Genomic DNA, 20,386 nt, shown 5'->3' with positions numbered 1-20,386 from the left:
GTAGCCAGAGGGAACAACTTAACCAGCGATAGAAAAGTTTACTCATCAGCGCTGTTCTCCATAGTGAGTGAAGCAAGCAGATGGAAAAGCATCTGGCCTTCTTTGCTCCGGCTTAAGGGGCCAATCTTTACCTGCCCAATCAGTGCCATCTCCTGCAAACGCTGGCGGAAAGCGTCAAGATCGCTGACTCCCTGGCAAATTCCTGAAACTGTCAGACTCTGCTGACTTTTTGTCAGGCCAGTTAACCACAGCGTATCGGGCATCGCTTTCGACAGATCACGGACAAAAAGTGACCATCGCTTAAGCGCTTCTCTCCGCCTGAGCTGGCTTGCTGCTGAGTGATGCAACGCCTCTCTTTCCGTTTCCAGTGACGTTAACTGCTTCAGACGTTGCTTCGCGCTCTGCTGAGCCTGTTTAACCTGCTCAATCAGCTTAAGGGTCTGCTGATTCACCGCCTGTTGTCCCCGGAGCGGCACGCTTGCTGTTAGCAGCATCAACATCAGCACCACAATCACCAGCAGCCAGCGCTGCCACTGACTTTTAAGCCGTTCGGCTCGCCACGGCAGAAGATTAACCCAGACCATCAGGCATCCCCTGGTCGTAGCGCCAGTCCTGCCGCCAGTGAAAAAGCGCCGGCAAGCTGAGGTAAAGGGGGTTGTTTCAGGGAAAATGCCGCTAACGGATCCAGCCATTGCGCAGAGGCGGGAAGAGGCTCTTCCAGCACCGAGCTGTAGTAAAATGCGCTAATCGTCGCCAGCTGCTTCTGTTGCAGGGCGGCAAAATCGGGCGCCTCCTGCAGGGAGCACCATCCCCAGCGTGGGTGGCCTGGCAGCGCCGAGTACCATAACCAGTGATCGTGGAGTCGGTGCACTAATGTTGCGGAAGGCGCGAGCGAAAGCGAGCAGGACAAAGCCCGGAGCGCTGCGGGCGTCAGCTCCAGCACGTTCGTCTTCAGGTTGGCCTGTTCAAGGCAGTGCAGCCAGGCCTGCAGCGCGTCACGACGTGCTGCGGTGATGCAGAGAGCCTGCTCCTGCTCCGTGTCTGCCCGGTAGTCGAGCGCCAGCGTCTCCGGTTCAATTGGGAAAAATCGCCTCGCCGCTGCGGTGATGTACCTGCTACGCTCTGGCTCTCGTAATTGGGTGCCCGGCAGTTCAACCTGCCGTTGCAGGACCAGCTGCGGTGGGAATCCCACCCGTAGTGAGAGGCGATAAGGCAGCAGCTTGCGCCAGCGTTGCAGGAGGGGAATGAGCGGTTCAGGACGTTGCAGCAGCCCGTTAACTAACGTATCTTGCGGCAACGCATGCTGCCACCAGTGGCGAAGTTGCCAGCCGTTCCGACAACGCTGGATGCCGAGGGCACAAAGCTGCCCGTTTTGAATATCCAGGCCGACTTGCCATGTCTGAAATGCCATTAAGCGCGATCTCCATATCGTCAGTAACTAATAACGTATCCAAGCTTCAGGCTTGCCTTTATACTACCGCGCGATTGTTGATAAACTGCCCAATCGACTCAGAATGGAAAATATCAGGTGAAGTTCGTAAAGTATTTTTTGATCCTTGCAGTGTGTTGCATTTTGCTGGGAGCAGGCTCGATCTATGGTTTGTACAAATATATAGAGCCGCAGCTGCCCGACGTCGCCACGCTGAAAGATGTGCGTCTCCAGACGCCTATGCAGGTGTACAGCGCCGATAATGAGCTGATTGCTCAGTATGGTGAGAAGCGCCGTATTCCTCTGAAACTGCCGCAGATCCCCCCTGAGATGGTGAAGGCGTTTATTGCTACCGAGGACAGCCGTTTCTACGAGCACCACGGTGTCGATCCTATCGGGATCTTCCGTGCGGCGAGTATTGCTCTGGTCTCCGGCCATGCTTCGCAAGGGGCGAGTACCATCACTCAGCAGCTGGCGCGTAATTTCTTCCTCAGCCCTGAGCGCACGCTGATGCGTAAAATCAAAGAGGCGTTTCTTGCCATCCGCATCGAGCAGATGATGAGCAAGGACGAGATCCTTGAGCTGTACCTGAATAAGATCTATCTGGGCTACCGCGCTTATGGCGTGGGGGCTGCTGCACAGGTCTATTTCGGCAAAACTATCGATCAGCTCTCTCTTAGCGAGATGGCGATGATCGCTGGTCTGCCAAAAGCGCCGTCAACCTTTAACCCGCTTTACTCCCATGAGCGCGCCGTTCAGCGCCGCAATGTAGTGTTAAGCCGCATGCTCGATCAGCAATATATTACGCAGGCCCAGTACCAGGATGCCCGCAACGAGCCGCTGGTTGCCAATTACCATGCGCCTGAAATTGCGTTTTCAGCTCCCTACCTGACAGAGATGGTTCGCCAGGAGATGGTCAAACGTTATGGCGATAATGCTTATAACGACGGGTTTAAAGTCACCACCACTATCACGCGTAAACTGCAGCTGGCTGCTCAGAAGTCGGTACAGAATAATGTGATGAACTATGACATGCGTCATGGCTACCGCGGCCCGGCTAACGTGCTGTGGAAAGTGGGTCAGAATCCGTGGGACCACGCTGAAATAATGAAAACGCTTAAGGCGCTGCCTGTATATGGCCCACTGATCCCGGCGGTCATTACCGAAGCCAACAGCGACGCAGCGACAGCAACCCTGCGTGATGGCAGCAGCGTTACGCTGAACCTGGCGGGCATGCGCTGGGCTCGTCCTTACAAGTCCGATACCGTTCAGGGGCGTACGCCAAAATCTGTTACCGAAGTGGTGCAAGCCGGCCAGCAGGTGTGGGTTCGCCAGGTGGATTCAGAGTGGTGGCTTGGACAGGTGCCAGACGTAAACTCTTCTCTGGTCTCACTCGACCCACACAACGGCGCGGTCCGCGCGCTGGTAGGCGGGTTTGATTTCAACCTGAGTAAATTTAACCGTGCCACCCAGGCGTTGCGTCAGGTTGGTTCGAATATTAAACCTTTCCTCTACACCGCAGCGATGGACCGTGGACTGACCCTGGCTTCCATCCTTAACGACGTGCCGATTTCACGGTGGGATGCGGGTGCGGGTTCTGACTGGCGGCCCAAAAACTCACCTGCGACCTATGATGGCCCTATCCGTCTGCGTCAGGGGTTGGGTGAGTCGAAAAACGTGGTGATGGTTCGTGCCATGCGTGCAATGGGCGTGGATTATGCGGCCGAGTATCTGCAACGCTTCGGCTTCCCGGCGCAAAATATCGTGCATACCGAATCGCTGGCGCTGGGTTCCGCTTCCTTCACTCCGCTGCAGATGGTACGCGGCTATTCGGTTATGGCGAACGGCGGCTTCCTGGTTGATCCCTACTTCATCAGCAAGATTGAAGATGAGCAGGGCAACATACTCTTCGAAGAAAAACCGAAAATCGCCTGTCCGGAATGTAACCTGCCAGTGATCTACGGCGATACGAAAAAGGCGGTTGCCCTGAGTGAAGAGAGCGTGGAAAACGTTGCCATCTCTAAAGAAGGGGAAAAACCTGCCGTTCCGCAACCTCAGCTTGAGCAGGTTTCCCGGCAGCAGGTTCAGCAGGATGGCGAACAGCAGTATGCTCCTCACGTGATTAATACGCCGCTGTCGTTCCTGATTAAAAGCGCCATGAATTCCAATATCTTCGGGGAACCGGGTTGGATGGGAACTGGCTGGCGTGCGGGCCGCGATTTGGGACGTAATGATATCGGCGGTAAAACGGGAACCACTAACAGCTCAAAAGATGCGTGGTTCTCTGGCTACGGTCCGGGCGTAGTAACGTCAGTCTGGATTGGCTTTGACGATCATCGCCGCGATCTGGGGCGTACCACGGCTTCCGGTGTCATTAAGGATCAAATTTCTGGTTACGAAGGGGGCGCGAAGAGTGCGCAACCGGCGTGGGACGAGTATATGAAAGCCGCGCTGGATGGCGTACCGGTCCAGCCGCTAACGCCGCCAGAAGGGGTGGTGACGGTGACGATTGACCGCAGCACCGGCAAGCTGGCAAACGGCGGCGGCAACACGCGCCAGGAGTACTTTATCGAGGGCACACAGCCAACCGAGTACTCGGTACATGATGTTGGCACTACCCTGATGGATAACGGTCAGAGCCACGAACTGTTCTGATCCTGCCACAAAAAAGGGATGCGTCGGCTTACGTCGCATCCCTTTCAGCTAAAGCGAACCCCGGTTCGCTTTTTTAATAGCTCAACCGCCCCTGCTTCACCAACCATTCCCGTACCAGAAACAGTGCGCTGACATTGCGCGCTTCACGGAAATCGGGTTCCTGTAGTAGCCCAAGCAGGTTGTCGAGCGGCCAGCGCAGCTGAGGAAGCGGCTCAGGCTCATCCCCTTCCAGCTTTTCTTCGTAAAGATTTTCGGCCACTACGATATTCATCTTGCTGGAAAAATAGGAGGGCGCCATCGTCAGCTTGCCCAGGGTTTCCAGCATTTCAGCACCGTAACCCGCCTCCTCTTTCAGCTCGCGGTTAGCGGCTTCAAACGGCGTTTCGCCCGGATCGATTAGCCCTTTGGGGAAGCCTAGCTCATAGCATTCCAATCCCACCGCATATTCCTGAATCAGAATAAGGTGATCGTCAATGATGGGCACAATCATCACCGCTTCACGATCGGATGGTTTCATCCGCTCATAGAGACGCCGGGCACCGTTACTGAATGCCAGATCGACGGCTTCAACGGTGAACAGGCGAGAACGCGCCACGGCTTCAACGTTAAGAATTTTGGGTTTTTGCAATTGTCTGGTCATCATCGCCCCAGGAGTCAAGCCGGTAAAAGAGCATCATAGCCCGTAAGTTGCGGTGCGCTGACCGTCATTTCCCCATTGTGCTGTAGCAGAACGAGGATGCCAATCATCGCATGGATTATTTTATGCGGTTATAACAATTCCGGCACAGCGGGGGAAAAGGTTTTCGCTAATGTCAATCAGGGCCATAAAAAATAGGAATATGCCGATACTGATCCCCCTTGATGGTTGATAACATTTGCGCAGAGAATCTTATACTATTATTCTAATTTTATGATTTTGTGCGTTATTTGTGTATACACAGCGGATTGCCAGAGCCGTCTAAACCCGCCACAATGTCGGTAACGATATGATCATGACCGGGTATCATCATAATAATGACGGGAGCATCGTGGCAGGAATGAGGGAAGCATGAGCACGATAGTCATTATATTGGCTGTAATGCTGTCTTGCTCGATTGGGGCGGGTTGTTTCTTTTGGTACGCTATGCGGCATCGTCCGCCGTTGGCGAAACCACTGCCATTCATCAGTCCCCCCTTTCGCAAATTAAGCGAGGACGAGCGTAAAGCCGTCGAGCGCTATATTTCCCTGCTTGGAAAACAGCGCGACAATACGCTACCCGGCGGCGTGAGCAGGACGGCAGAGCCGTTAACCCTCACCTCACAAAGCAGCAACGTCTACCCGGTTACCCGCTCCATCACCCGCTACGGCCTCTCTACCGATGAACCCAACAAATGGCGCTATTACCTTGATGCGGTAGAAGTACACCTGCCGCCATTATGGGAGCAGTACATTGCGGAAGAGAATTATGTCGAGCTGATCAAAACGCACTCTATTCCGCTGGTGATTTCGCTTAATGGCCATTCGCTGGTCAATTATGTCTATGAGCAACCTTCGCTGGCACCCGTTGTGCGGCCCGTATCGCAAAACGCCTCGATCAGGAAAGAAGAGAGCGAAAACGTTGAGTTGATTAGCGTACGTAAAGAGAGCGCCGAAGAGTATGCGCTCAGCCGCCCGGACGGCACGCGGGAAGCGGGTGCCATCTGCGTCGCCTTCCTGCTGTTTTTTATCAGCCTGGTCGGCCCTGAACTGCTGATGCCCTGGCTGGTACTGGCCGGATTTGCGCTGCTTGTGGTGAGCTGTTGGTTCCTGATCCGCCGTCCGACAGAAAAAGATCTGCGGGAAATCCACTGCCTCAGAGGTGCGCCCAAGCGCTGGGGGCTGTTCGGTGAATCGAATCAGGGGCAGGTCAGCAACATCTCGCTGGGGATCATTGATCTGATCTATCCTCCTCACTGGCAGCCCTATGTTTCCAACGATTTGGGGCAATCCACCGAAGTGGATATTTACCTTAGCCGCCACGTTGTCCGTCAGGGTCGCTTCCTTTCCCTGCAGGATGAGGTGCGTAACTTTCCCATCCAGCGCTGGAAAAAGAATCTGGTGCTGGCGGCGGGTTCTCTGCTGGTGCTGGTGCTGCTGGTGGCGTGGATCCCGCTGAGTATGCCGCTTAAGCTGAGCATTGCCTGGCTGAAAGGCACCGAGAGCGTGCAGGTGCATTCGGTGAATGATCTGGAAAAAATGTCGCTGCACATTGGCGACAGCCTGAAAGTCAACGGTGAAGGCATGTGTTCTATCCCGGCGACTTATCAAGGTAACCGCACCTATGCGTTTATGCCTTTCGACTGTTCCGCCGTCTACTGGAATAACGCCGCTCCCCTGCCCCAGCCTCAATCCGATATTATTGATAAAGCCACCGCGCTGCTAAGCACCACCAGCCAGCAGCTTCACCCCCAGAACAGCACCGATCCCAAGCTCAACCCGCAGCTGGCCACCGCTATTCAAAAATCGGGCATGATCCTGCTGGATGACTTCTCCGATATCGTGGTAAGAACGCAGGAATTGTGCAGCCAGGAGCAGGATTGCGTCAGGCTGAAAAATGCCCTGGTTAATCTGGGGAACGCCAAAGATTGGGAAACGCTGGTGCACCGTGCGGATTCCGGCGCATTAAACGGCATGAACGTTCTGCTGCGTCCGGTCAGTGCAGAAGCGCTGGAGAACCTGGTCAACACCGCGACATCCTCTTTCTTCTACCGGGAAACGCGACGTGCTGCTGAAGCCCTGAACAGCCCGCCGCCTGGGGGTTTCCTGATCCTCAGTGATGAAGGAAAGCAGTTAGTGAATCAGCAGGCGCCTGGCGTCTCGCTGTTTGATTACAATGCCCCCGATCAGTGGCCCGAGCTGCAAAGGCTTGCCGGCATGCTGCTGCATACGCCCTTCGCCGCTAACGGCATTATAACGAATATCAGTACTGATGCGAACGGCACGCGTCATATCGCGCTTCACAACGCGCCAGACACGCTGACGTTATGGCGCTATCTCGGCACCAGCCTGCTGCTGCTGGTAGCAGCACTCTGTTTCGTCATCAATAGCTTGCTGGCGCTCCGGCGGATTCACCGCAACCGCCAGCGGATTATCGCTATTCAAACCTACTATGATAAGTGTTTCAGCCCCGCGCTGAGCACCACCCAGAGTATTCGCCCGCTGTTCTGAGCAGGTCAGTTTTATGCTATTTTTAAGACTGACAAGGTGAATCTCCTTCCCTTATCTTCTCCCCGGATTAACCTGCAACAGAGCGCCTTGAATTCCGGTGTTTCACCCATACATAGGGGTATTCCCACCAAGGAGCAGCGATGAAAGAGAAATCCGCAGAGGCAGTTCGGCTCGATAAATGGCTGTGGGCCGCTCGCTTCTATAAAACCCGCTCTGCCGCACGTGAGATGATTGAAGGCGGCAAGGTTCATTACAACGGTCAGCGTAGCAAGCCGAGTAAAATCGTGGAGCTTCACGCCCGGTTAACGCTCCGGCAGGGTAACGATGAACGTACCGTTGTGGTTCAGGCCATCAGCGAACAGCGTCGTCCCGCTGTAGAAGCCCAGTTAATGTATGAAGAGACGGCAGAAAGTATTGAGAAACGGGAAAAGATTGCGCAGGCGCGAAAAATGAACGCGCTGACTATGCCGCATCCCGATCGTCGCCCTGACAAAAAAGAGCGACGGGACTTAATGAAATTTAAAAATTCAGGCGACGAGTAGCCGCCCAAACGAGAGAGAATTATGGCTCATCAAGACCAAATGCACCGTTATCTTTTTGAAAACTACGCTGTGCGTGGCGAGCTGGTGACCGTTTCCGGGACCTGGCGTGAAATCATCAGCGGACACGATTATCCGCTGCCGGTGCAAAACATTCTGGGCGAACTGCTGGTGGCGACCAGCCTGCTGACCGCGACGCTGAAGTTTGACGGGGATATTACCGTTCAGCTTCAGGGTGACGGCCCACTCACTATGGCGGTAATTAACGGCAACAACCGCCAGGAAATGCGCGGTGTTGCGCGTATGCAGGGTGAGATTGCTCCTGAGAGCAGCCTGAAAGAGATGGTAGGCAATGGCTATCTGGTGATCACCATCTCACCAACGCAAGGCGAACGTTATCAGGGCGTGGTCGGGCTGGAAGGCGAGACGCTGGCCGAGTGCCTGGAAGATTACTTTATGCGTTCTGAGCAGCTTCCTACCCGTCTGTTTATCCGCACGGGCGAGCACGAAGGCAAGCCAGGCGCCGGAGGCATTCTGCTGCAGGTTCTGCCCGCACAGGATGCGGATCCTGATGATTTCACCCATCTGGCAACGCTGACCGAAACCATTAAAACGGAAGAGCTGCTGGGCCTGCCTGCCAATGATGTGTTGTGGCGTCTCTACCACCAGGAAGAAGTGACCGTTTACGATCCGCAAACCGTATGCTTCCGCTGTACCTGCTCCCACGAACGCTGCGGCGAAGTTCTGGCGACGTTGCCAGAAGAGGAAGTGGATCAGATCCTGGCGGAAGATGGCAAAATCGATATGCATTGTGAGTATTGCGGCAGCCACTATACCTATGATGCGGTTGATATCGCTGCCATTCGTAACGGCTCTCTCTCCAGCGACGAAAACCTTCACTGATCGCTGTTTCAGGTCAGGCCTTAACCGGTCTGGCCTTCTCATTACGCGCTGTCTCTCATTTCTGCTGCTTTTCCCTTTTACTGCGATCTCACCCGTGTACACTGCGCGCGATCCTGTTTTCCGCTGGCAGTTGAACATGCGGAACATCACGGTTAATGGGCACCCATTCCTCTAAACTACGTTGCAGCAAAGAGCCGAAAAGGAGCAGTAACATGCGTGATCTGACCCCGCAGGACCTCGTCGCATATGGCATCACTGAGACGGTAGAAATTCTCTATAATCCCGATTTCGATACCCTGTATCAGGAAGAAACACGCCCGGAGCTGACCGGCTATGAGCGTGGAATAGTTACCCAATCGGGTGCTATTGCCGTGGATACCGGCATTTTTACCGGCCGATCCCCTAAAGATAAATATATCGTTCGTGATGAGACCACCCGCGACACGCTCTGGTGGAACGATCAGGGCAAAGGCAAGAATGATAATCAGCCGCTCTCTGCTGAAACCTGGCAGGCCCTGAAAAAGCTGGTCACGAAACAACTCTCTGGCAAACGTCTGTTTGTGGTGGACGCCTGGTGCGGCGCCAACCCGGAGACCAGACTCAGCGTGCGCTTTATTACCGAAGTGGCGTGGCAGGCGCACTTTGTCAAAAACATGTTTATCCGGCCCGATGAACAGGCACTGGCAAGCTTTAAACCTGACTTCGTGGTGATGAACGGATCTAAATGCACCAACCCGGACTGGCAGGCTCAGGGGCTGAACTCCGAAAATTTTGTCGCCTTTAACCTTACGGAGCGCATCCAGCTGATTGGCGGCACCTGGTACGGTGGCGAAATGAAGAAAGGCCTGTTCGCCGTGATGAACTATCTGCTGCCATTACAGGGCATTGCCTCTATGCACTGTTCTGCTAACGTGGGCGAAAAAGGGGATGTTGCGATCTTCTTCGGCCTTTCTGGCACCGGAAAAACCACGCTCTCCACCGACCCGCAGCGCCAGCTGATTGGGGATGATGAACATGGCTGGGATGATGATGGCGTCTTTAATTTTGAAGGCGGATGCTACGCCAAAACCATCAAGCTTTCTGAGCAGGCAGAGCCGGAAATTTATCACGCGATTCGCCGTAACGCGCTGTTGGAAAACGTGGTGGTGCGCGCCGATGGCTCCGTCGACTTTGATGATGGCAGCAAGACCGAAAATACCCGTGTCGCCTATCCCATTGAGCATATCGACAATATTGTTAAACCTGTTTCCAGAGCAGGCCATGCCCGCAAGGTGATCTTTCTGACGGCGGACGCCTTTGGCGTATTGCCGCCGGTTTCACGTCTCACCCCGGACCAGACGCAGTATCACTTCCTGTCGGGCTTTACCGCCAAGCTGGCGGGTACGGAACGTGGTGTGACGGAACCTGTACCAACATTTTCAGCCTGTTTTGGCGCCGCCTTCCTGACATTACACCCCACACAGTATGCAGAAGTGCTGGTTAAAAGGATGGAAGCGGCAGGCGCGGAGGCGTACCTGGTCAATACGGGCTGGAACGGCAGCGGCAAGCGGATTTCCCTCAAAGATACCCGCGCGATTATCAACGCTATCCTCAACGACGAGTTATCGGGAGCAGAAACGGTAACGCTGCCTCTCTTCAACCTGGAGATGCCTGTTGCCCTGCCGGGCGTGGAGAGTCATATCCTCGATCCCCGTCATACCTATGCAGACGAAGCAGAGTGGGAACACAGAGCGCGCGACCTGGCGGCGCGGTTTATCGCTAACTTCGATAAATATAGCGATACGCCGGCAGGAAAAGCTCTGATTAAAGCGGGGCCGCAGTTGTAAAAAAAAGGGCGCAGTCGTAAAGACTGCGCCCTTTCAGGTTCCACTCAGACTACGGGCGGAGAAGGCAGGCTACTGGCGGCAGGCAAAGGTAACCAGGCCCGAATACGCAGGCCGCCCCGCTCGCTGTCGCCAATCTCCAGCGTGCCCTGATGCGCATCAATGATACGCTGTACAATCGCCAGCCCCAGCCCCGTCCCGCTGGTGCTGCGGGCGCTGTCGCCACGAACGAAGGGCTGGAAAAGGTGCTTTAACTGGTCGGGTTTGATTCCCGGCCCATCATCTTCCACCTGGAACCAGGCGCGCTGCAATTCACTGCCGCTGCTGACTTTGATCCAGCCGTTGCCATAACGTGCCGCATTAACCACCATATTGGCCGCAGCTCGTTTGATGGAGAGCGGATTGATCTCCACCATCAGTTCGGCAGGCATCACCGCGTTCTCTATCTCGCGTTCATAGCCGCTTTCAGCCGCCACCACTTCACCAAGCACACCATTGAGATCGGCTCGCTCAAACTGCATCTCCTGGCCCGTGCGCAGATAATCAATAAACTGCTCGATGATGGCGTTGCACTCTTCGATGTCTTTATTGATCGACTCCGCCAGATAGCCATCCTCCTGCGACATCATTTCCGTCGCCAGACGGATACGCGTCAACGGGGTACGTAAATCGTGGCTGACGCCAGCCATTAACAGAGTCCGGTCATCGGCCAGCAGCTTCACGCCCGCCGCCATCTGATTAAATGCCCGGGTAACAGAGCGAACTTCAGAAGCGCCATACTCCCGTAGCGGAGGAGGAATTATCCCTTTTCCGACCTGCAAAGCCGCATGCTCAAGCTCCACAAGAGGCCGGTTCTGGATGCGGATAAACAGCCAGGCGCCGCCTATCGCCAGCAGCATAATAGCCAGCGTGTAGCGGAAAAGCGGTGAGAAGTCGCCCTGATGGATCTCTGTCAGCGGCACCCTGACCCAGATATCCGGCGACAGCCAGGTTTTCAACCAGACCACCGGGGAGTTTTTATTCACCTCAACACGCACATCGGTGGGGCCACCAAGCTGCTGCGCCATCTGCTGGCTGAGGAATTCGTAATGCTGCGCCCAGCGTAATCCGCTCTCTTCCGCCGCCGCGTTGGTATACAGCGAGATGCCTAACTCGCGATATATTTCACGGCGAAAAGCAGGAGGCACCTCAAGCTGCGTGCCATCCTCAAGCTGTAACCGGTCGGTCATCAGCATGCGCACTTCATAAGCCAGCACTTTGTTGAACTGCTGCAAGCTGGGCAGGATGGCAAAGTTCAACACCACCAGGTAGGTTGTGACCAGACTGACAAACAGCAGGGTCACAATCAGCAGCAACGTGCGGGCAAAGGAACTACGGGGAGAGAAGCGGAGCCGCCTCATGCCTTACTGCCGTCCGGCACAAAAACGTAGCCCAGGCCCCAAACGGTCTGGATATAGCGTGGATGGGCCGGATCTTCTTCCACCATGCGGCGCAGGCGAGAGATCTGCACGTCGATAGAGCGCTCCATGGCACTGTATTCGCGGCCACGGGCCAGGTTCATCAGCTTGTCGCGGGAGAGCGGCTCACGCGGGTGGCTTACCAGCGCTTTCAGCACGGCAAATTCACCGCTGGTCAGCGGCATAGGCTCATCTTCACGGAACATTTCTCGGGTACCGAGGTTCAGTTTGAACTTGCCGAAGGCGATAACTGCCTCTTCCTGGGAAGGCGCGCCCGGCAGCTCATTGGCCTGACGGCGCAATACGGCACGGATACGGGCCAGCAGTTCACGGGGATTAAAGGGTTTGGGAATGTAGTCATCCGCGCCGATTTCCAGCCCCACGATGCGATCCACCTCTTCGCCCTTGGCCGTCACCATAATGATCGGCATAGGGTTGCTCTGGCTACGCAGGCGGCGACAGATAGAGAGACCATCTTCGCCCGGCAGCATCAGATCGAGCACCATCAGGTGGAAGGATTCACGAGTCAGCAGGCGGTCCATCTGCTCAGCGTTGGCCACGCTACGCACCTGGAAGCCCTGCTCGGTCAGATAACGCTCCAACAGCGCACGTAAACGCATGTCGTCATCCACGACCAGAATTTTGTAATTTTCTTGCATATCGATACTCCCAAAGGCGCAATTGCCCGAGCCATTATTCTTAAAAAAGATGCCTGAATGTAACAGTCAATATTGGTTTATATTCTAGCCGAAATTGTTACAAAGCATATTAAACAGCAGCTTATCTTTAATTTTGAGAGAAAAATCAGCGCTGGCGCACACCTTTTTACGTGCGAATACTCTGCACAAACAAACAGTAAGCGTTAGCAAAAAAATGGCGAAGAGATTTGCATCGGTGTCCAACGCGAAACAAAATAACTGCAGCACTCCTGAGAAAGAAATGGATTACGATGAAAACCCAACTGATTACCCGCGAAGGTTACGACAAGCTGAAGCAGGAACTGGACTTTCTCTGGCGGGAAGAACGGCCTGAAGTGACCAAAAAAGTCACCTGGGCCGCCAGCCTGGGCGACCGCAGTGAAAATGCCGACTACCAGTACAACAAGAAGCGCCTGCGCGAAATCGATCGCCGCGTCCGCTATCTCACCAAATGCCTTGAGCAGTTGCGAATTGTGGATTACTCCCCGCAGCAGGAGGGCAAAGTATTTTTTGGTGCCTGGGTAGAGATTGAGAATGACGAGGGCGAACTGAAACGCTTTCGCATTGCTGGCTACGACGAGATTTTTGGCCGTAATGACTATATCTCCATCGATTCGCCAATGGCGCGGGCGCTGTTGAAAAAAGAGGTGGGTGACCTGGCCACTGTGCAGACACCGGCAGGTGAAGCCAACTGGTATGTGGTCGCTATCGATTACGTTAAACAATCCTAATCATGCCGCTGCGGGTGCCGGGGATAGCCCGTTAACTGGCATTTTCCGCCCGCAATCCGTATAACTGTCCGCTGTCTTTAAGCCATAAAGTAACCAATGATGAAAGATTCGCTGAGCCGCATAATTGCAAGTGAGCTGCAGGCGCGAGCAGAACAGGTTGATGCCGCTGTTCGTCTGCTGGATGAAGGGAATACCGTGCCGTTTATCGCACGTTATCGTAAGGAAGTGACGGGAGGCCTGGATGATACCCAGCTCCGCCAGCTGGAAACCCGCCTGGGTTACCTCCGGGAGCTTGAAGAACGACGCCAGTCGATTCTGAAATCTATCGGCGATCAGGGCAAGCTGACCGATGAGCTGGCTGCTGCCATTACCGCTACGCTGAGCAAAACCGAACTCGAAGATCTTTACCTGCCTTACAAACAGAAGCGCCGCACGCGCGGGATGATTGCCATTGAAGCCGGTCTGGAACCGCTTGCTGATACTTTATGGCAAGATCCATCCCGGCAGCCTGAGCAGCTGGCAACGGGTTTTGTCGATGCAGACAAAGGCGTTGCCGATACCAAAGCGGCGCTGGACGGCGCGCGCTACATTCTGATGGAACGTTTCGCTGAAGATGCCGCTTTACTGGCTAAAGTCCGCGCCTATCTGTGGAAAAATGCCCATCTTGTTTCCCGCGTGATTGCCGGGAAAGAGGAGGAAGGCGCGAAATTCCGCGACTATTTCGATCACCACGAACCGCTGGCTACCGCGCCTTCGCACCGTGCGCTGGCTATGTTCCGTGGCCGTAACGAAGGTATCCTGCAACTTTCACTGAATCCCGATCCGCAGTTTGATGAACCGCCGAAGGAGAGCCACGGTGAGCAAATCATCATGGATCACCTGCAGCTGCGCCTGAATAACGCGCCGGCCGATGGCTGGCGTAAAGCAGTGGTGAGCTGGACCTGGCGTATCAAAGTGCTGCTGCATCTGGAAACTGAACTGATGGGCACCGTGCGCGAACGCGCAGAGGATGAAGCCATCAACGTATTTGCCCGCAACCTGCACGACCTGTTAATGGCCGCACCGGCAGGTATGCGCGCCACAATGGGGCTGGATCCTGGTCTGCGCACCGGCGTGAAGGTTGCCGTTGTGGATGCCACCGGCAAGCTGGTTGCCACCGACACCATCTACCCACACACCGGCCAAGCCGCGAAAGCCGCCGCAGCCGTGGCTGCACTCTGTATCAAACACAAGGTTGAGCTGGTGGCTATCGGTAACGGTACCGCCTCACGCGAGACCGAACGCTTCTATCTGGACGTGCAAAAGCAGTTCCCGCAGGTGCAGGCGCAGAAAGTGATTGTAAGTGAAGCGGGCGCTTCGGTTTACTCCGCTTCCGAGCTGGCCGCGCTGGAGTTCCCGGATCTGGATGTCTCTATCCGTGGTGCCGTTTCCATCGCCCGCCGTCTGCAGGATCCGCTCTCTGAGCTGGTGAAAATTGACCCGAAATCGATCGGGGTCGGCCAGTATCAGCACGATGTCAGCCAGAGCCAGCTGGCGAAAAAGCTCGATGCGGTAGTGGAAGACTGCGTAAACGGCGTCGGCGTGGATCTGAACACGGCCTCGGTGCCGTTGCTGGCCCGCGTGGCGGGGCTGAGCAAAATGATGGCGCAGAATATCGTCAGCTGGCGTGACGAGAACGGCCGCTTCCAGAATCGTCAACAGCTGCTGAAAGTGAGCCGCCTCGGCCCGAAAGCCTTTGAACAGTGCGCAGGCTTCCTGCGTATCAACCAGGGCGACAACCCGCTGGATGCCTCTACCGTTCACCCGGAAGCCTATCCGGTAGTGCAGCGCATTCTGGCCGCCACGCAGCAGGCGCTAAATGAAGTGATGGGCAATCCCGCTGAACTGCGCAATTTGCGCGCCGTCGATTTCACCGACGAGAAGTTCGGCGTGCCCACCGTCACCGATATCATCAAAGAACTGGAGAAACCAGGCCGCGATCCTCGCCCTGAATTCAAAACCGCCCAGTTCGCTGAAGGTATTGAAACCATGAACGATCTGCTGCCGGGCATGGTACTGGAAGGCGCGGTCACTAACGTTACCAACTTTGGCGCCTTCGTGGATATCGGGGTGCATCAGGATGGTCTGGTGCACATCTCCTCTCTGGCTGATAAGTTTGTTGATGACCCACATAAAGTGGTCAAGGCTGGCGATATCGTCAAAGTGAAGGTGATGGAAGTCGATCTGCAGCGTAAGCGTATTGCGCTGACTATGCGTCTTGATGAGCAGCCAGGTGAAACCAACGCCCGCCGTGGCGGCGGAAACCGCGAAGCGGGCAAGCCTTCTGGCAAAGCGCGCCCGCGTCCTGCCGCGCAGCCTGCAGGCAGTAACAACAGCGCGATGGGTGATGCTCTGGCCGCTGCGTTCGGTAAAAAACGGTAAGGCTTCAGGGGGGCGGAAGCGCGATCCCGCCCCCTGAGATTAACTCACGCCAATCTGCCTCTCTCAGGCTGCAAGTTGTTCTGCATCAATAATAGCGATAATCGTTCTCATTATACTTACCACCGTTAATTATCACGGCGCGTTGTTTAACCGCCCAGGTGGAACCATGCAAATCACTCCTCTTCAACAGTATGAAATCATCAGCTTTTCCCCAGACGTCAGCGCTGCTTTCCGACAAAAACTGCTCGCGTTGGGGCTGTTACCCGGCGTCCGTTTTTTAGTCAGACGTGTTGCACCGCTGGGCGATCCGGTACAGATCGAAACCCGCTGCGTCAGCCTGATGCTGAGAAAAAAAGACCTGGCCTTTTTGCAACTGGCACCCTTAGGTTGAAGAGGAGCGCGTGATGAAAACCTGTACCATTGGACTGATTGGCAATCCTAATTCTGGAAAAACCACGCTGTTTAACCAGCTTACCGGCGCCCGCCAGCGGGTTGGCAACTGGGCAGGCGTTACCGTAGAGCGTAAAGAGGGCCGCTTTACCACCGCCAGCCACACCGTACGGCTGGTGGATCTGCCCGGTACCTATTCTCTTACCACCCTCTCTGCCGACAACTCGCTGGATGAGCAGATTGCCTGCCACTTCATGCTGAGTGGCGAAGCCGATCTGGTTATCAACGTAGTGGATGCCAGCAATCTGGCGCGCAACCTCTGGCTGACGCTTCAGCTTCAGGCGTTGGGCATTCCCTGCATCATCGCGCTGAATATGCTGGATATTGCCGCCAGCCAGCAGATTGATATCAATATAGCCGAGCTGGAGCACCAGCTTGGCTGTCCGGTTATTCCGCTGGTTTCTACCCGCGGCAAGGGCATAGAGCGCCTCAGGCAGGCGATTGACGACACTGCCAGAGTGCCTGGCCGCTGTCAGGTCACCTGGCCCGCAGAGATAGCTCAGCATATTGCCTCGCTCTGCGATTTGATGCCTGGCAGTCGGCCGCAGCGCCAGCGCGAATGGCTGGCAGTTCAGATGCTGGAAGGGGATATTTACAGTCAGGCTCAGGCACCTGAAGCGACTGCAACATTGGCTGGCTTAGCAAATCTGCAGGCAGCGCCAATGCAGATTGCCGCAGCAAGACATCAAAGGATTGACGCGATTTGCCACGCCGTCACCAATGCCAGTGATGCTACACCTCACCGGCTGTCCGCCCTTCTCGACCGGGTAGTGCTGAACCGCTGGCTGGGTCTGCCAGTTTTCCTGCTGGTGATGTATCTGATGTTTTTCCTGGCGATCAACCTGGGCGGCGCTTTGCAGCCTTTGTTTGACCTGGGATCGGCAGCGTTATTTATTCATGGCGTGCAGTGGCTGGGTTCTGTGCTGCATTTCCCTCTGCCGCTCACGCTGTTCCTGGCCCAGGGACTGGGCGGCGGCATTAACACCGTAATGCCGCTGGTGCCGCAAATTGGCCTGATGTATCTGTTCCTCTCGCTGATGGAAGACTCTGGCTATATGGCGCGCGCCGCGTTTGTAGTGGACAGGCTGATGCAGGCGCTGGGGCTGCCGGGGAAATCCTTCGTGCCGTTAATCGTGGGATTTGGCTGTAACGTGCCTGCGGTAATGGGCGCCCGTACGTTGGATGCGCCGCGTGAGAGGCTGATGACGGTGCTGATGGCGCCATTTATGTCTTGTGGCGCAAGGTTGGCGATCTTTGCCGTTTTCGCCGCAGCCTTTTTCGGTCAGCGCGGCTCGCTGGTGGTTTTCAGCCTCTATTTGCTGGGCATTGCGGCAGCTATTTTCACCGGGCTGATCCTCAAGCATACGCTGCTGAAAGGCGAAGCTTCGCCGTTTATTATGGAGTTGCCGACCTGGCACATTCCTCATCTTAAAAGCCTGTTTTTACAAGCCTGGCAGCGGCTGAGCAGCTTTGTGCTGCGGGCAGGCAAGGTTATTGTGCTGGTCAGCGTGTTTATTGGGGCGCTTAACAGCTTCTCTTTCAGCGGCAGACCGGTAGACAGCATCAACGACTCGGCACTGGCCAGCGTCAGCCGGGCGTTAACACCGTTGCTGTCGCCAATGGGTGTCCATAACGATAACTGGCAGGCTACCGTAGGGCTGGTGACCGGGGCGATGGCGAAGGAGGTGGTTGTCGGTACGCTGAACACGCTCTATACCGCTGAAGCGCTGCACGAGCAGCCTTTTGATCCCGACACCTTCACTCTGACGGGCGAACTCAAAGAAGCGGTAACGGAAACCTGGGACGGCGTTAAATCCACACTCAGCCTCAGCGTTCTGCTCAATCCCCTTGAAGCCAGTAAAGGAGATGGCGAAATGGCTTCCGGCTCGATGGGCGTTATGCACAGCAAATTCGCCAATGATGCCGCCGCTTACAGCTACCTGATCTTTGTGTTGCTATACGTACCCTGCGTCTCCGTCATGGGCGCTATCGCGCGGGAAAGCAGCCGCGGCTGGATGCTCTTCTCTATCGGTTGGGGACTGAACCTGGCTTATTCGCTGGCAACGCTCTTTTATCAGCTGGCCACTTTCACCGACCATCCGCAATCCAGCGGCATGATCGTGCTGGCCGTGCTTGGTTTTAATCTGCTGTTGTGGTGGAAGTTGAAGCGAACCACGTTACCCCCGGAGCGGCTGGAAGTCAGGGTAATAACCGGAAAAGCCTGCACTGGCTGCACTAAAAGCGAGAGCTGTCACTGATACTCCCGCAAAATAGCCGCGATTAAGGCCGTTGAAGTTGCGATCCTGCCTCAACGGTCTACAGTGAAATCTATCGTGCTTTGAATAAATGCGGCGGCTCACTGCGTCACGATGGATATTATCACTCCCCTTCTCGACAAAATTTATGACGGGACTTTTCCTCGCCACTGCAGGGAAAAGCTGGAAGAAGCTATTCGTCACACGCGTACCACGCTGGATCATCAGCGGAAAGCGCACTGGGACGAAAAAGATGTGGTGCTGATCACTTATGCCGATCAGTTCCGCGAAAGTGAGGCGCCCACGCTTCGCACCCTTTCCCGTTTCTATCAGCAGCATCTGCAATCCAGCTTCAATATTGTCCATCTACTGCCTTTTTTCCCCTACTCCTCTGACGACGGCTTTTCAGTGATTGATTATCACCGGGTCAACGGAATTTGTGGTGAATGGTCAGATGTGGCAGAACTGCACCAGCAAACCCGACTGATGTTTGATTTTGTCTGCAACCATATGTCAGCCCACAGCGCCTGGTTTAAGCACTACCTGGCGGGCGATCCCGGCTGGGATGATTTCTTTATCAGCCTGCCGCCCGCGACCGATCTCAGCGCGGTAACGCGCCCGCGCACCTCTCCTCTGCTGACGCCGTTTAAAACGGCAAATGGCGATACCCGTTTTATCTGGACAACCTTTAGCGCCGATCAGATTGACCTTAACTTTGCCAATCCCAACGTGCTGTTAAGTATGGTGAATGTGCTGCTGGATTATCTGGCGAAGGGCGCGGATTATGTCAGGCTGGATGCCGTCGGCTATATGTGGAAAACGCCGGGTACATCATGCATCCACCTGGAAAAAACGCATCTGCTGGTGAAACTATTTCGCGCCATTGCCAATGAGGTGGCACCCGGCACGGTGATCATCACCGAAACCAACGTGCCGCATAAAGATAACATCAGCTATCTGGGCAACGGTCAGGATGAAGCGCAGATGGTGTATCAGTTCTCCCTGCCGCCGCTGGTGCTGCATGCCATTCACTACGGCTCCGCGCGTGCGCTTAAACAGTGGGCTTCCACGCTGGATACTTCAGGCGGGACAACCACCTGGTTTAATTTTCTGGCTTCTCATGACGGCATTGGGCTTAATCCGCTGCGCGGCATTCTTCCGGAAACTGAAATCGTTTCGCTGGTCAGGGATTTGGCGTTAGAGGGGGCGCTGGTCTCCTATAAAAATAACCCGGACGGGAGCACCAGCCCTTACGAAATCAACGTTACCTACATGGATGCGCTGAATAAACAGGACGACGACGACACTACGCGGCTACAACGTTTTATGCTGGCGCATGCGCTGCTGCTCGCTTTTCCGGGCGTACCGGCTATCTACGTTCAAAGCATCCTTGGCTCGCGTAATGATATGGAAGGTGTAAAAAGCGCAGGCTACAACCGGGCTATCAATCGGGAGAAATATGCCATTGGTGAGATTGAGGCGGCGCTGAGCGACAACCATGCGTTACGGCATCAGGTTTACCATTCGCTGTCACGATTGATCCAGCTGAGGACCCGCCAGCCAGCCTTCCATCCCGATAATCCTATGCAGGTGCTGGAAAGCGAGAATGCCATATTTGCCTTTTATCGCTGGTCGGAGAAAGGGCATCAGACGCTGTTGTGCCTCTACAATCTGAGCAGCAGAGAGATCTCCTATAGGCTGCCGGATGCGCGACGCTATCGCGATATTGCCAGTGAGATGAATTTTGAAGGAGAGACGCCGCTGAAGCTGGCACCCTGGTCTTTCCGCTGGCTGAAAAGCTGAGAAAGTACCGCAGGCAGGTTAATCTCCGCCTGCGG

At 55.2% G+C, this 20,386-nt stretch carries 15 protein-coding genes; 10 read left to right on the top strand and 5 right to left on the bottom strand.

The genetic code is table 11. The features are described from left to right. Positions 1–38: 38 nt before the first annotated feature. Together SD961_RS05265 and pilM are read right to left on the bottom strand one after the other, a co-directional pair. Positions 39–584 carry a PilN domain-containing protein gene (locus tag SD961_RS05265; RefSeq protein WP_318789330.1) on the bottom strand — a complete coding sequence of 182 codons (546 nt, stop codon included), beginning with the start codon at positions 582–584 and terminating at the stop codon, positions 39–41. Next, positions 584–1,411: a type IV pilus biogenesis protein PilM gene (gene pilM / locus SD961_RS05260; protein WP_318789329.1), complete on the bottom strand. Its 828-nt coding sequence runs from the start codon at positions 1,409–1,411 to the stop codon at positions 584–586. Before pilM ends, SD961_RS05265 begins: the two co-directional genes overlap by 1 nt. A 117-nt stretch (positions 1,412–1,528) precedes the next feature. On the opposite strand from pilM, the gene mrcA reads away from it, so the two are divergent. Continuing rightward, the gene (mrcA, locus tag SD961_RS05255) at positions 1,529–4,084 is read left to right on the top strand and encodes a peptidoglycan glycosyltransferase/peptidoglycan DD-transpeptidase MrcA (RefSeq protein WP_318789328.1); all 2,556 of its coding nucleotides are present in this window, start codon (positions 1,529–1,531) and stop codon (positions 4,082–4,084) included. 73 nt (positions 4,085–4,157) lie between these two features. Here mrcA and nudE read toward each other — a convergent pair whose 3' ends face one another. Continuing rightward, positions 4,158–4,724: an ADP compounds hydrolase NudE gene (gene nudE / locus SD961_RS05250; protein ID WP_318789406.1), complete on the bottom strand. Its 567-nt coding sequence runs from the start codon at positions 4,722–4,724 to the stop codon at positions 4,158–4,160. Between the two features lie 408 nt (positions 4,725–5,132). Here nudE and SD961_RS05245 point away from each other — a divergent pair, with 408 nt between their 5' ends. From SD961_RS05245 to pckA, 4 genes are all read left to right on the top strand, one after another. Further along, positions 5,133–7,271: an intracellular growth attenuator family protein gene (locus SD961_RS05245; RefSeq protein WP_318789327.1), complete on the top strand. Its 2,139-nt coding sequence runs from the start codon at positions 5,133–5,135 to the stop codon at positions 7,269–7,271. Positions 7,272–7,411: 140 nt separating this feature from the next. Beyond that, positions 7,412–7,813, top strand: coding sequence for a ribosome-associated heat shock protein Hsp15 (gene hslR / locus SD961_RS05240; RefSeq protein ID WP_318789326.1), 402 nt, complete (start codon positions 7,412–7,414; stop codon positions 7,811–7,813). 21 nt (positions 7,814–7,834) lie between these two features. Next, complete coding sequence (hslO, locus tag SD961_RS05235) at positions 7,835–8,713, top strand: Hsp33 family molecular chaperone HslO (protein WP_318789325.1); 879 nt, start codon at positions 7,835–7,837, stop codon at positions 8,711–8,713. A gap of 212 nt (positions 8,714–8,925) precedes the next feature. Beyond that, positions 8,926–10,539: a phosphoenolpyruvate carboxykinase (ATP) gene (gene pckA / locus SD961_RS05230; protein WP_318789324.1), complete on the top strand. Its 1,614-nt coding sequence runs from the start codon at positions 8,926–8,928 to the stop codon at positions 10,537–10,539. 44 nt (positions 10,540–10,583) lie between these two features. Here pckA and envZ read toward each other — a convergent pair whose 3' ends face one another. Further along, the gene (envZ, locus tag SD961_RS05225; RefSeq protein ID WP_318789323.1) at positions 10,584–11,936 is read right to left on the bottom strand and encodes a two-component system sensor histidine kinase EnvZ; all 1,353 of its coding nucleotides are present in this window, start codon (positions 11,934–11,936) and stop codon (positions 10,584–10,586) included. Further along, the gene (gene ompR / locus SD961_RS05220) at positions 11,933–12,652 is read right to left on the bottom strand and encodes a two-component system response regulator OmpR (protein WP_001157751.1); all 720 of its coding nucleotides are present in this window, start codon (positions 12,650–12,652) and stop codon (positions 11,933–11,935) included. Before ompR ends, envZ begins: the two co-directional genes overlap by 4 nt. A gap of 290 nt (positions 12,653–12,942) precedes the next feature. Here ompR and greB point away from each other — a divergent pair, with 290 nt between their 5' ends. The 5 genes from greB to SD961_RS05195 all read left to right on the top strand — a co-directional run bounded on the left by greB (position 12,943) and on the right by SD961_RS05195 (position 20,351). Continuing rightward, positions 12,943–13,422 (top strand): transcription elongation factor GreB, encoded by a 480-nt coding sequence (greB, locus tag SD961_RS05215; RefSeq protein WP_306209877.1) that lies wholly within the window; start codon positions 12,943–12,945, stop codon positions 13,420–13,422. 96 nt (positions 13,423–13,518) lie between these two features. Further along, entirely contained in the window at positions 13,519–15,843 is a 2,325-nt protein-coding gene (locus tag SD961_RS05210; RefSeq protein WP_318789322.1) for a Tex family protein, read from the top strand. Between the two features lie 166 nt (positions 15,844–16,009). Continuing rightward, positions 16,010–16,234: a ferrous iron transporter A gene (gene feoA / locus SD961_RS05205; RefSeq protein WP_318789321.1), complete on the top strand. Its 225-nt coding sequence runs from the start codon at positions 16,010–16,012 to the stop codon at positions 16,232–16,234. A 13-nt stretch (positions 16,235–16,247) separates the two neighbouring features. Then, the gene (gene feoB / locus SD961_RS05200) at positions 16,248–18,551 is read left to right on the top strand and encodes a Fe(2+) transporter permease subunit FeoB (RefSeq protein WP_318789320.1); all 2,304 of its coding nucleotides are present in this window, start codon (positions 16,248–16,250) and stop codon (positions 18,549–18,551) included. Positions 18,552–18,662: 111 nt separating this feature from the next. Beyond that, entirely contained in the window at positions 18,663–20,351 is a 1,689-nt protein-coding gene (locus SD961_RS05195) for an alpha-amylase family glycosyl hydrolase (RefSeq protein ID WP_318789319.1), read from the top strand. The last annotated feature ends 35 nt before the right edge of the window (positions 20,352–20,386 follow it).

It is taken from the genome of Erwinia sp. MMLR14_017, assembly GCF_033657285.1.
Classification (GTDB): domain Bacteria; phylum Pseudomonadota; class Gammaproteobacteria; order Enterobacterales; family Enterobacteriaceae; genus Erwinia.
Note: the sequence above shows the minus strand (reverse complement) of the source record. Positions and strands in the feature narration are given on the sequence as shown.

What these genes read in the sequence shown, in the direction of transcription:
- hslO (WP_318789325.1), top strand. Translation starts at nt 7,835, where the DNA reads ATGGCTCATCAAGACCAAATGCACCGTTATCTTTTTGAAAACTACGCT.
- feoB (WP_318789320.1), top strand. Translation starts at nt 16,248, where the DNA reads ATGAAAACCTGTACCATTGGACTGATTGGCAATCCTAATTCTGGAAAA.
- ompR (WP_001157751.1), bottom strand. Translation starts at nt 12,652, where the DNA reads ATGCAAGAAAATTACAAAATTCTGGTCGTGGATGACGACATGCGTTTA.
- SD961_RS05245 (WP_318789327.1), top strand. Translation starts at nt 5,133, where the DNA reads ATGAGCACGATAGTCATTATATTGGCTGTAATGCTGTCTTGCTCGATT.
- nudE (WP_318789406.1), bottom strand. Translation starts at nt 4,724, where the DNA reads ATGACCAGACAATTGCAAAAACCCAAAATTCTTAACGTTGAAGCCGTG.
- hslR (WP_318789326.1), top strand. Translation starts at nt 7,412, where the DNA reads ATGAAAGAGAAATCCGCAGAGGCAGTTCGGCTCGATAAATGGCTGTGG.
- SD961_RS05195 (WP_318789319.1), top strand. Translation starts at nt 18,663, where the DNA reads ATGGATATTATCACTCCCCTTCTCGACAAAATTTATGACGGGACTTTT.
- SD961_RS05265 (WP_318789330.1), bottom strand. Translation starts at nt 584, where the DNA reads ATGGTCTGGGTTAATCTTCTGCCGTGGCGAGCCGAACGGCTTAAAAGT.
- pilM (WP_318789329.1), bottom strand. Translation starts at nt 1,411, where the DNA reads ATGGCATTTCAGACATGGCAAGTCGGCCTGGATATTCAAAACGGGCAG.
- pckA (WP_318789324.1), top strand. Translation starts at nt 8,926, where the DNA reads ATGCGTGATCTGACCCCGCAGGACCTCGTCGCATATGGCATCACTGAG.
- SD961_RS05210 (WP_318789322.1), top strand. Translation starts at nt 13,519, where the DNA reads ATGATGAAAGATTCGCTGAGCCGCATAATTGCAAGTGAGCTGCAGGCG.
- envZ (WP_318789323.1), bottom strand. Translation starts at nt 11,936, where the DNA reads ATGAGGCGGCTCCGCTTCTCTCCCCGTAGTTCCTTTGCCCGCACGTTG.
- greB (WP_306209877.1), top strand. Translation starts at nt 12,943, where the DNA reads ATGAAAACCCAACTGATTACCCGCGAAGGTTACGACAAGCTGAAGCAG.
- feoA (WP_318789321.1), top strand. Translation starts at nt 16,010, where the DNA reads ATGCAAATCACTCCTCTTCAACAGTATGAAATCATCAGCTTTTCCCCA.